This window comes from Streptomyces torulosus, from assembly GCF_001419765.1.
Lineage (GTDB): Bacteria > Actinomycetota > Actinomycetes > Streptomycetales > Streptomycetaceae > Streptomyces > Streptomyces torulosus.
The window spans coordinates 1-10,825 of record NZ_LIRK01000687.1; the positions used below are offsets into that span (position 1 = coordinate 1).

Annotated in this window: 9 protein-coding genes; 3 read left to right on the forward strand and 6 right to left on the reverse strand. The window is 72.8% G+C overall.

The annotated features are described in order from the left end of the window. Window positions 1-62: 62 nt before the first annotated feature. From AOK23_RS37395 to AOK23_RS37405, 3 genes are all read right to left on the reverse strand, one after another. On the reverse strand, window positions 63-440 hold the full coding sequence (locus tag AOK23_RS37395) for a hypothetical protein (RefSeq protein WP_055537770.1): 378 nt from the start codon (window positions 438-440) through the stop codon (window positions 63-65). Window positions 441-443: 3 nt separating this feature from the next. Further along, window positions 444-692 carry a hypothetical protein gene (locus AOK23_RS37400; RefSeq protein ID WP_055716931.1) on the reverse strand — a complete coding sequence of 83 codons (249 nt, stop codon included), beginning with the start codon at window positions 690-692 and terminating at the stop codon, window positions 444-446. A 131-nt stretch (window positions 693-823) separates the two neighbouring features. Then, complete coding sequence (locus AOK23_RS37405; protein WP_055716932.1) at window positions 824-3,067, reverse strand: glycoside hydrolase family 9 protein; 2,244 nt, start codon at window positions 3,065-3,067, stop codon at window positions 824-826. A 431-nt stretch (window positions 3,068-3,498) separates the two neighbouring features. Here AOK23_RS37405 and AOK23_RS37410 point away from each other — a divergent pair, with 431 nt between their 5' ends. Both AOK23_RS37410 and AOK23_RS37415 read left to right on the forward strand, forming a co-directional pair. Further along, a complete protein-coding gene (locus AOK23_RS37410; protein ID WP_206336401.1) occupies window positions 3,499-5,913 on the forward strand; it encodes a SpoIIE family protein phosphatase in 2,415 nt (804 codons plus the stop codon). A 189-nt stretch (window positions 5,914-6,102) separates the two neighbouring features. Beyond that, window positions 6,103-7,359, forward strand: coding sequence for an SLC13 family permease (locus AOK23_RS37415; RefSeq protein WP_055716933.1), 1,257 nt, complete (start codon window positions 6,103-6,105; stop codon window positions 7,357-7,359). A gap of 57 nt (window positions 7,360-7,416) precedes the next feature. Here the strand turns inward: AOK23_RS37415 and AOK23_RS37420 are convergent, their stop codons facing one another. Continuing rightward, complete coding sequence (locus AOK23_RS37420; protein ID WP_079049926.1) at window positions 7,417-8,334, reverse strand: helix-turn-helix domain-containing protein; 918 nt, start codon at window positions 8,332-8,334, stop codon at window positions 7,417-7,419. A 64-nt stretch (window positions 8,335-8,398) separates the two neighbouring features. Here AOK23_RS37420 and AOK23_RS37425 point away from each other — a divergent pair, with 64 nt between their 5' ends. Then, the gene (locus AOK23_RS37425) at window positions 8,399-9,193 is read left to right on the forward strand and encodes a phytanoyl-CoA dioxygenase family protein (protein WP_055716935.1); all 795 of its coding nucleotides are present in this window, start codon (window positions 8,399-8,401) and stop codon (window positions 9,191-9,193) included. 110 nt (window positions 9,194-9,303) lie between these two features. Here the strand turns inward: AOK23_RS37425 and AOK23_RS37430 are convergent, their stop codons facing one another. Both AOK23_RS37430 and AOK23_RS37435 read right to left on the reverse strand, forming a co-directional pair. Then, window positions 9,304-9,966, reverse strand: coding sequence for a response regulator transcription factor (locus AOK23_RS37430; protein ID WP_055716936.1), 663 nt, complete (start codon window positions 9,964-9,966; stop codon window positions 9,304-9,306). Continuing rightward, on the reverse strand, window positions 9,963-10,825 hold an 863-nt coding region (locus AOK23_RS37435; RefSeq protein WP_055716938.1), incomplete at its 5' end, for a sensor histidine kinase. The genes AOK23_RS37435 and AOK23_RS37430, both read right to left, overlap by 4 nt.

Here is a 10,825-nt window from a genome sequence, read left to right on the forward strand (position 1 = left end):
GGAACGCCGGGGCCGCCGACCTTGTTCCTCCCGCCCTCGGTCGGCGGCCCCGGCGTTCCGCGTCAGATCTGCCAGGAGCGGAGGCAGTCCGCCGCCCCGTACACATCCGTCTTCCCGGAGATCAGATCGCGGGCGAGGTCCACGAGGGCACCGTAGGGCGGGTTGATACCGACACCGCTGACGAACATGTACGCGACGGCCGTGGCGCAGGCGAACCGCGCGTTGGCGGCCGGCAGGGGCTTGAGCACCGCCAGGGTGTGCAGCAGCGCGGCGGCACGCCAGGCCGGGTCCGAGTCGACCCCGAGGCGTGGCGGGTCGACCCGGTGCCGGGCCACGGCGGCCACGAGGGCGGAGAAGTCGTTGATCGTGGGCTGCTCGGGGAGGACCTCTTCGTGGCGCTGGAGCAGCCAGGGCACGTCGATGTGGATGACGGGAGCCATCGGTCAGACGGCCCGTCCCTCGACGGTGCGCGAGACGGGTTCGTCCTCGGGGAAGGCGGCGGCGAACTCGTCGGCGTGCGTGGTGAAGAACCGCCGGAAGGCCTCGGCCCCCTCCTTCAGCGCCCGGTGTCGCACGATGTCGGCCGCGGCCGCCTCCCGCACGAGCGCCTTCATCGACGTACCGCGTTCCTTGGCTATCTGCCGCAGGTCCTCTAGCTCGCGGTCGCTGAACTCCACATTCAGAGCTGGCATGCGCCAACGGTACCGCGCGGGTACTTACCCGTAAATATTCCCAGGTCAACGAAGGTGCGATGCGGTACCGAAGAGGTACGGCCGGCACCCCCGGGAGAGGGGTGCCGGCCGTCCGGGATCGGGTCAGGGGCTCAGGTCTGGTCCGCCACGAAGGAGGCCATGCGGGCCAGCGCCGCGTTCCAGTTGATCGTGTGCTCGTTGGTCGACCAGGACTGGATGTCGTCGATGTAGCAGAACTGACCGACGCAGCCCTGGAGTTTGCCCTGCGCGAAGGGGTCCTGGATCCCCGAGTTGGCTCCGCCCGCGAGGGTGCCCACGGGCGGGTTCGGCTGGGCCGGGTCCAGCTGGTGGGCGTACCACCGGCTGTGCTGGTTACGGGCGTTGACCTCGCCGTATCCGGTGACGTACGAGATGTTGAGGGCGTTGCGGCCGAAGAGGTAGTCCATGCTCTGGAGCGCGCCCTCGCGGTACTTCGACGCCCCGGTGAGGTCGTACGCGGAGGCGATGACGACCGCGTTGTTGAGGATCTGGTGGTTGGAGCCCCAGTCGTAGAGGTTCTTGTCGGGGGCGTACGGCATGCCGTACGGGTGGTCCTGGAGCGTCGCCAGGTAGCGGTCGGCGCCCTTGATCACGGACTGGCGGACCTTGTCCCGGCCGGGCAGCCTGTTCGGTACGAGCGCGAGGTCGAGACGCCCGGCGGCGGCCGTCCTCGCCCAGTCGAAGCCGACGGGCCCGAAGATGTCGGCCGTGTGCACCGGTGAGCCGAGGACGAAGTCGGCGTACTTCTTCTCGCCGGTGGTGAGGTAGAGCTGGGCGGCCGCCCAGTAGAACTCGTCGGCGACGTTGTTGTCGGCGTAGGTGCCGCCGCCGGTTCCGTCGCTCTCGGAGGCGTACATCTCGGGGTGCGCCCGGGCGGCCTCCCAGGCGGTGCGGGCGGCGGCGAGGTTCTTCGCCGCGTAGGCACGGTCGAAGGGGCGGTAGAGGCGGGCTGCCTGGGCGGCGGTGGCCGCGAGGTTCAGGGTGGCCGCCGTGCTCGGCGGGTGCAGTTCACGCTTCTGCGGGTCGTCGGCCGGCATCAGCGGCAGACCGGTCCACTGCTCGTCGTGGATCTTGTGGTGGGCCATGCCCGCGAGCGGCTTGCCCTGCGGCACCTGCATCCTCAGCAGGAAGTCCAGCTCCCAGCGGACCTCGTCGAGCAGGTCGGGGATCCTGTTGCCGCTCTCGGGGATGTCCAGCGAGCCGTCACCCAGCTTGTGGGTCCGCCCGGTGCGGGCGTACAGGGAGCGCTCGTACGTGCTCAGCACCTCCCAGGTGGAGATGCCGCCGTTGACGACGTACTTGCCGTGGTCGCCGGCGTCGTACCAGCCGCCGGTGACGTCGAGGGTGTAGTCGCAGACGCCGGGCTGGCAGGGCACGTCGTCGTCGCCCTTGTTGGGGGCGGCGTTGAGGTGTCCGGCGGCGCGGCCGTAGCCGGGGCGCAGTTCGTCGCGGACCGCGATGCCGCTGCGCTGGGTGTAGTAGTACTTCAGCGAGTCGAGCCGAAGCCTGCGATAGGCGCTCGGGTCGATGTCGAAGGGACGGCTGGTCTCGCCGTCGACGACCAACGTGAAGCCGGTGCCGCGCTTGCGGTAGGAGCCGAAGTCGATGGAGTGGACGTTCTGTCCGGAGGAGGCGTCCACGCCACGCGGCCGGGTGGAGCCCCGGGCGACCACGGAACCCGAGGCGCTCTTGAGTTCCCATGGCAGCTTCGCGGTGGCCTCGGTGACGAGGGTGGCGTTCTTCGGCCCGGCGGGCAGATAGGCGACCTGGTTGACGCGCACCCGTGGCCCGGTGTCGGGCTCGTAGACCTCCGGTGGCACCCCGCCGAGCAGGGACACGTCGTCCATGCAGAAGGTGAACGGGTCGGCGTTGCCACCCACCTGGAAGCCGACCTGGCCCTGCGCGGTGTCGACGGGTGAGGTGAAGGTGTACGAGTACCGGTCGCCCGAGACGTTCAGCTGCGGGCTCACCTCGAAGTAGGTGTCGTACGGCGCGACCTGGAGGCCGACGATCGCCCGCAGGACCTTGCCCTGGGGGACGCCGGAGGCGGAGAAACTGAACCGGTAGGACTCGCCCTTGACCAGGGTGATGTCGTTCTGGCCGACGGCGGCGTCCCAGCGGTTGGCGGTGCCGCCGGGTATCTCGGCGCACAGGCGGCCGTCGGTGAGGGCGGCGGTGACGTTGCCGGTGGTCCACCACGGGGCGGTGGTGGTGTCGAACGTGCCGTTCTTGACCTGCTCGACCTCCTCGGCCTGGGCGGACCCGGCGGGTAGCGCGGTCAGTGTCGCCGCCAGCAGGGTCGTCAGGGCGAGCAGGGTCGTTCTGCGTCGTTTCACGTCTGGGCTCCTCGGGGGAGGTGGGGGCGCACAGCGGTGACACGTGGGGCGTGGGAGCGCTCCCAGATGCGGACGATGGCCAATGCTGTTCGAGACATGACAGCCCGTCAACGGTCCGGACGGGACGGGTTTTCCGACCGAGAGCGGAACGGCCGGATCCACCGGTGCGGAGCCGGCCGTTCCGCGCCCGGCGGCAGGAGCCTCCCCACGTCGCCGAGGCGACGGGACCCCACAAGCCATCACAACCGATCGCGACCGAACAGAATCGGGCGGAGTGCACCAGGGGCGCCAGGGGTCCCACGTGCCCCTCGCGTCCGCAACAGCGCGACGACCCCCGCAGAATGCGGTTTCGAGTCCCCTTTCGCATCAGAGCACATAGGCTTGAATTCACCCGTAAGCCCGTTCGGTCCGGCGGAATGGAACTCGCGACGATGAGGACCCGCAAGGTAACGCACGGTGACGAACCTGCGTATGCCCTGGACGGTGCCGCCACGGCGCGGGCGGTCCTGGACCGCGAAGGCCGCGTCGTCGAGTGGAACGAAGGAGCCGGACGCCTGCTGGGCCGGCCCGCGGCGGAGGTCGTCGGACGGCCCGCCGCCGAGCTGCTGGCCCCGGAGGCGTCCTATCTGCCACCCCCGCCGGGCAGCCTCAGCTGGAGCGGCACGCTCGCGCTGCGTCACCGCGACGGACACACGGTGACGGTGTGGCTCCTCGCCCACCAACGCGGGCCGAAGGACGGCGACGGCAGCGGCGGCTGGCTGGTTCTGTGCCCGCTGGACGACCCCGGCCCGCTGGTCCGCGACGATCCGCTGGCCGCGGCGGTCATGGTCCAGTCCCCGTGCGCCATGGCGGTGTTCGACGACCGGCTGCGGCTGCGCGGCATCAACGACGTGATGGCCGACGCCGTGGGCACCCCCGAGAGGAAGCTCCGGGGACTGCACATGTCGGAGATCGTGGGCGGCCGGCAGGGCGAGAAGCTGGAGGAGCACCTGCGCGAGGTCCTCGCCCTGGGCCGGCGCAAGGACGTGCAGACCTTCCTCAGGGCCGCCGACGAGAACCGCGCCCACGCCTGGTCGGCGGCGATCGCACCCTTGTGCGACGACACCGGCCGGCCGATCGGGGTCTGCGTCACCGGGCACGACATCACCGAGCAGTACCTGGCCCGTCAGCGGCTGCAGCTGGTGAACGAGGCGAGCATCCGCATCGGCACCACCCTCGACGTCCGGCGCACGGCCCAGGAGCTGGCCGACGTGTGCGTCCCGACGCTCGCCGACTTCGTCAGCGTCGACCTCATGCAGTCCCTGGACCACGGCGACGAACCGCACGAGGGCCCGCTGTCCGCGCCCTTCACCCTGCGCCGCGCCGCCCACCAGTCGATCACCCCCGGCTGTCCCGAGGCGGTCGTCGAGCTCGGCCGGACCGACGTCTACCCGGCCACCTCGCCGCAGGCGGCCTCGCTGTCGGTGGGCCACACGATCGTGGCGACCGACCCCGCCAACACACTCGTGGACTGGCTCGCCTGGGACCCGATACGCAGCGCGCGGGTCAAGGAACTGGGCATCCACACCACCATGTCGGTGCCGATACGAGCCCGCGGCACGACGCTCGGCGTGGCCGTCCTGACCCGCTTCAAACGCCTCGACCCGTTCACCCCGGACGACGAGCTGCTGGCCGAGGAGGTCACGGCGCGGGCGGCCGTCTGCATCGACAACGCCCGCCGCTACTCCCGCGAGCGGGAGACCGCCCTCGCCCTCCAGCGCAGCCTCCTCCCCCAGACCCTGCCGCGCATGCCGGCCCTGGAGGCCGCCTCTCGGTACCTCCCGGCCGCGCAGGCCGGGGTGGGCGGCGACTGGTTCGACGTGATCCCGATGTCCGGGATGCGGGTCGCGATGGTCGTCGGCGACGTCGTCGGACACGGCGTCCAGGCCTCCGCGACCATGGGCCGGCTGCGCACCGCCGTCCGCACCCTCGCCGATGTCGACCTCGCCCCGGACGAACTGCTGACCCACCTCGACGACCTCGTCGTCCGGCTCTCCGAGGAGGCCGGCAGCGAGGGCGTGACCGGTGAGGTGGGCGCCACCTGCCTGTACGTCGTCTACGACCCGGTGACCCGGCGCTGCACCTTCGCCCGCGCCGGCCATCCGCCGCCGGTGGTGCTGGACCCGGACGGGCGGCCGATGGAGGTGCACGTGCCGTCGGGGCAGCCCCTCGGCCTCGGCGGACTGCCCTTCGAGTCCGCCGAACTCGAACTGCCCGAGGGCACCGTCATCGCCCTCTACACCGACGGGCTGATCGAGACCCGGGATCGCGACATCGACGCCGGCCAGGAACTGCTCGCCAACGCCCTCTCCGGCCGCAAGGGGTCGCTGGACGACATCTGCCGTGAGGTCGTCCAGTCGCTGCTCCCCGCCGGCGGCGCCCCCGACGACGTGGCGCTGCTCCTGGCCCGCACGAGAGGGCTGAGGCCCACCCAGGTGGCGACCTGGTCGATCCCGGCCGACCCGGCGTTCGTCGCCCGCACCCGGCAGTACGTGCTCACGCAGATGGCGCTGTGGGGCATCAGCGAGGCCGCGTTCACGGCGGAGCTGGTGGTGAGCGAGCTGGTCACCAACGCCATCCGGCACGGTGCCCCACCGATCCAGCTGCGCCTGATCCACGACGAGACCACCCTCATCTGCGAGGTCTCCGACGGCAGCGGCACCGCCCCGCACCTGCGCCGGGCGAAGACCTTCGACGAGGGCGGCCGCGGACTGCTGCTGGTCGCCCAGCTCACCCAGCGGTGGGGCAGCCGGCACACCGAGGACGGCAAGACGATCTGGGCGGAGCTGACCCTGTCGGAGGAGTGACGTCGGTCCCATGAGGATCCGGCGCAGCCGGAGGAATCGGACGCGTTCGACCTGCGCCTTTCCGCCGGAACAGCCGCCCGGCCCGTCTCCCGGAACGCCCGCGGGAGCCGCACACCCGTTCGTCGCGCGCTCGTCCACGGCGGTAATGTTCGTCAGTCGCCGTGCCGCCGAAGTCCCGAAAGTCCTTTTGTGAACACCGCCCTCGCCGAGGTCCTCTCCGTCTTCCTCCTCATCGTGGTACTCGGCGCCGCGGTCGCCCGGCCGTTCGGGCTGCCGGAGGCCGTCGTCGCCGTACCGGCGGCCGGGATCGCGGTCGCCACCGGCGCCGTCTCCCTCGACCACGCGCGGGACGAGGCCGAACTGCTCGGCCCGGTGCTCGGGTTCCTCGCCGCAGTGCTCGTGCTGGCCAAGCTGTGCGACGACGAGGGGCTGTTCAAGGCGTGCGGGGCGTGGATGGCGCGGGCCTCGGCGGGGCGCCCCCAGCGGCTGCTGGGCTCGACGTTCGTACTGGCCTCCGGGATCACGGCGGTGCTGAGCCTGGACGCGACGATCGTGCTGCTCACTCCGGTGGTGTTCGCGACCGTCGCCCGGCTGGGCGCCCGCCCCAAGCCGCATGTGTACGCGACCGCGCATCTGTCGAACACGGCGTCGCTGCTGCTGCCCGTCTCCAACCTGACCAACCTGCTGGCGTTCACCGCGAGCGGGCTCACCTTCACCCGGTTCGCGCTGCTGATGGCGGCGCCGTGGGCGGTGGCGGTGGCCGCCGAGTACGTGGTGTTCCGGCGGTTCTTCGCGGACGACCTCCGTATGGCGACGCCGGTGGAGGAGACCGTCGAGCGACCGCAGATGCCGATGTTCGCACTGGTCACCGTGGTGTGCACGCTCGCCGGGTTCGTGGTGACGTCGGCGCTCGGCATCGAGCCCGCGTGGGCGGCGCTGGCCGGTGCGCTGGTGCTGTCGGTGCGGGCGCTGGTGCGGCGCAGCACCACCCCGGTAGCCCTCTTCCGATCGATCTCGCTGCCGTTCCTGGCGTTCGTGCTGGCGCTGGGCATCGTGGTGCGGGCGGTGGTCGACAACGGCCTCGCCGACGCGCTGGGCCGGGTGATGCCGTCCGGTTCGGGCCTTCTGGCCCTGCTGGGTGTCGCCGCGCTGGCCGCGCTGATCGCCAACGTCATCAACAACCTGCCGGCCGTCCTCGTCCTGGTGCCGCTCGCGGCGCCGCTCGGCACGGGCGCCGTCCTCACCGTCCTCCTCGGCGTCAACATCGGCCCCAACCTCACCTACGCCGGGTCGCTGGCGACCCTGCTGTGGCGGCGCATCGTGCACCACCACGACCACGACGTGGACCTCGGCGAGTTCACCCGGCTGGGGCTGCTCACCGTCCCGGCGGCGCTGGGTTCGGCCGTGGTGGCGCTGTGGCTGTCGCTGCGGGTGTTCGGCGGCTGACCGGGCCCGTGCGGCGCCGGCGGCCGGACCGAGGAGGCTGACGCGGCCGGTCGCCGCTCAGCCGCCGTCCCTGAGTGTCTGCCGGTACGCCCCCGGCGGCACCCCGTAGCGCTGCCGGAACACCCGGCTGAAGTGGAACGGGCTGCCGAACCCGGAGGCCGTGGCCACCCGCTCCACGGGCAGTTCGGTCGCCTCCAGGAGCCGCGCGGCGTGCAGCAGGCGGGCGTGCAGCAGCGCGCGCATCGGGGAGTGTCCGACCTGCTCGGTGAACAGGTGGGCGAACCTCGACGGGGAGAGCGCGACCCGCTCGGCGAGGGAGCGGACGGTGTGCGGGGCGCCGGGGTCCGCGGTGATCAGGTCCTGCGCGCGCCGGACCCTCGGGTCGGCGTCCGACCGGTGGGGTTCCGCGCGGGCCGCGGTGAGCAGCACGATCTCCTCCAGCGAGCACAGGGCGAGTTCGCGGGCCGCGGTGCCGTGCGCCACGGCGACCTCGCCGTCCGCCGGGGCGCCGTCGGGCGGCGGGGGTGTGCCCTCCCCCGTCCAGCGGGCGTCGGCGAGCATCCGGCGGAAGGCGGCGTCGACGCGGTCGCGGCTGCCGTCGGGCGCCGGGGTGACGGCGTACACCCGGTCGCCGATCTCGTACGGCCGCAGCCACGCCGCCCAGGACGCCCTCGGCTGGCAGTGCACCCACCAGAACGCCCAGTGCGTGGCGCCGGGTCCGACCGCGTAGTGCTGGGGCACGCCGGGCCCGAGGACGACCAGGTCGCCCGGGTGCGCGAGCGTCCCGGCCGCGCCCTGCCGGACGACTCCCCCGCCGCCCGTGGTCCAGGTGAACAGCCAGCTGTCGGCGCCGTCCGGCCGGTTGACGGCGTAGGGCGGACGCTGGTCGAAACGGCCGATGATCACCTGGCCCGGCGGCGGTGACGGATCCGCGGGCGCAGCGGTCTCGGACAGGTCGTCAGCACGCACAGGCATCCTCCCGGAAGACGCTTCGACCTAGCGTGAAGCACATCGGACACCGAAGGAAAGGGAGGCTCGGATGGCAGTCACAGGCAAGGTCGACTTCGAGGAGAACGGCTATCTGGTGGTGCGGGACCTGTTCTCCCCCACCGAGATCGATCAGCTGTGCGAGCGGTTCACGGCGCTGCGGGCGGGCGGCCCGATCCCCGGTCACTTCCAGCCCCGTCCGCCGGCGGCCGACGGACCGGCCGACCCGCTGCACACCCACCCCCGGGTGATGCACCCCCACCGCATCGACGACCTGTCCCTGCGGGTGCTCCTCGACGCGCGACTGCGCGAGGTCCTGGAGGGGCTGCTCGGGGAGGAGGTCCTGGCCGCGCAGAGCATGTTCTACTTCAAGCCGCCGGGTGCCCGGGGGCAGGCGCTGCACCAGGACAACTTCTATCTGCGGGTGGAGCCCGGCACCTGTGTGGCCGCGTGGATCGCCTGCGATGTGATCGACCGCGAGAACGGCGGCCTGGAGGTCGTGCCGGGCACGCACCGCATGGACCTGTTCTGCCCGGAGGAGGCCGACGAGGAGCTGTCCTTCGTCCGCGAGTACGTTCCGCCGCCGCCCGGGCTCACCCCGGTGCCCGTCGACATGGCGCCGGGCGACGTGCTGTTCTTCAACGGCAGCCTGGTGCACGGCTCGCAGCCCAACCGCACCACCGATCGCTTCCGGCGCTCCTTCATCGGCCACTACGTCGGCCGTTCCACCGAACGCATCGGGCGGTACTACGAGACGCTGACGATGAGCGGGGAGCCCGTCGCGCTGGCGGAGAGCGAGGGCGCGGGCCCGTGCGGTACGGAGTTCGAACCGGCGGGCGCCCACTGACGACGGCCGACGGCCGGCACGGGGGGCGGCGGCCGGCGCCGTACAGCGGGCGGCGTGCTGTCCCGCCGCGGCCGGGCGGCGTGTGGCGTGCCGCGCGCAGCGGCGGCGGGTCAGCCGAGTTCCAGCAGCCCCCGGCGGACGGCCTCCGACACCGTGCTCGCCCGGTTCTCCGTGCCCAGCTTGCGGTAGATGCGGACCAGGTGCGTCTTGACCGTGGCCTCGGTGAGGTGCAGGGCGGCGGCGATGGAGCGGTTGCTGCCGCCCCGCGCCAGCAGCCGCACGACCTGGATCTCCCGTTCGCTGAGGACGGTCCCCGGATCGGCCAGGGGACCGGCGAGGTGTCCCGCCACCTCCGGGGCGAGGCCCATCCCGCCCGCGGCGGCGGCGCGCACGGCACGGAACAGTTCCTCGGGTGGGCCCGCCTTGAGGATGTAGCCGCGGGCGCCCGCCTCCATCGCGCGCAGGACGTCGCCCTGGCCGCTGTAGCTCGTGAGGACGACCACGCGGGTCTGCGGGGTGCCGGCGACGATGCGGCGGGTCGCGTCGAGTCCGTTCAGCCGGTCGCCCGGGTCGGTGTCGAGCGTCAGACGGAGGTCCATCAGGACGACGTCGGGGCGGAGCCGGGCCGCGAGGCGGACGGCTTCGGCGCCGTCGCCCGTCTCACCGACCACGTCGAAGCCGGGCTCGCCGGTGAGGAGGGCGCGCAGCCCGGCCCGTACGACGGTGTGGTCGTCGACGATCAGGACGCGGAGCGGGGCGCGGCTGTCGTTCACCGGCCGCCCGCCCGGCCGGCCAGAGCGGGGGCGCCGACGGGGAGGGTGGCGCGGGCGAGCGTGCCGCGTCCCGGAGCGCTGTCGAGGGTGAGCGATCCGCCGAGGGCGCCGAGGCGTTCCCGGCCCGCGCTCAGCCCATGGCCCCGGTCGCCGGGTCGGGCCGGTGCCGTCGCGGTGTCGAAGCCGACGCCGTCGTCCCGCACCTCGACGGTGACCGTGGCCTGTTCGCGGTGGTCGAGGGTGACCCACACATGGCGGGCGCGGGCGTGTTCGCAGGCGTTGGCCACCAGGCCCTGGGCGACGCGGAGGAGGGCGGCGGCCCGCTCGGCGGTCAGGTCGGCCGGGCGGCCCTCGGCGCGGAACACCACGTGGGCCGGTGTGCTGGTGCGGCGGGCGCACAGGGAGCGCAGCGCGGTCCCGAGGTCGTCGTGCTCCAGGGCGGGCGGGGTGAGGTCGCGGATGATGGTGCGGGTCTCGGCGAGGTTGGCGCCGAGCGCGTCGGCGACCGCCCGGACCTGGGTCCTGGCGAGGTCGGGCCGGCGGTCCCAGTCGCGGTCGGCGGCCTGGAGGAGCATGCGGCTGCCGGCGAGTTCCTGGGCGAGCGTGTCGTGCAGATCGCGGGCGATGCGGGCGCGTTCGGCGAGTCGTCCGGCCTCGCGCTGGCCGCGCGCCAACTCCGCACGGGTGCAGCGCAGTTCGCCGAGTATCCGCTGCTGGCGCCGGTAGAGGGCGACGGTCGCCCAGACCGCGGCGGCCGGCGGCACGACGAGTTCGATGTCGAAGGCGCCGGTGGCGCGGGCCACGAAGAGGACGACCAGGGCCGTGATCACGCCGACCGCAGTCAGTGCCGCCCGCTCGC

What these genes read in the sequence shown, in the direction of transcription:
- AOK23_RS37400 (WP_055716931.1), bottom strand. Translation starts at nt 692, where the DNA reads ATGCCAGCTCTGAATGTGGAGTTCAGCGACCGCGAGCTAGAGGACCTG.
- AOK23_RS37420 (WP_079049926.1), bottom strand. Translation starts at nt 8,334, where the DNA reads ATGCCTGTGCGTGCTGACGACCTGTCCGAGACCGCTGCGCCCGCGGAT.
- AOK23_RS37410 (WP_206336401.1), top strand. Translation starts at nt 3,499, where the DNA reads ATGAGGACCCGCAAGGTAACGCACGGTGACGAACCTGCGTATGCCCTG.
- AOK23_RS37395 (WP_055537770.1), bottom strand. Translation starts at nt 440, where the DNA reads ATGGCTCCCGTCATCCACATCGACGTGCCCTGGCTGCTCCAGCGCCAC.
- AOK23_RS37425 (WP_055716935.1), top strand. Translation starts at nt 8,399, where the DNA reads ATGGCAGTCACAGGCAAGGTCGACTTCGAGGAGAACGGCTATCTGGTG.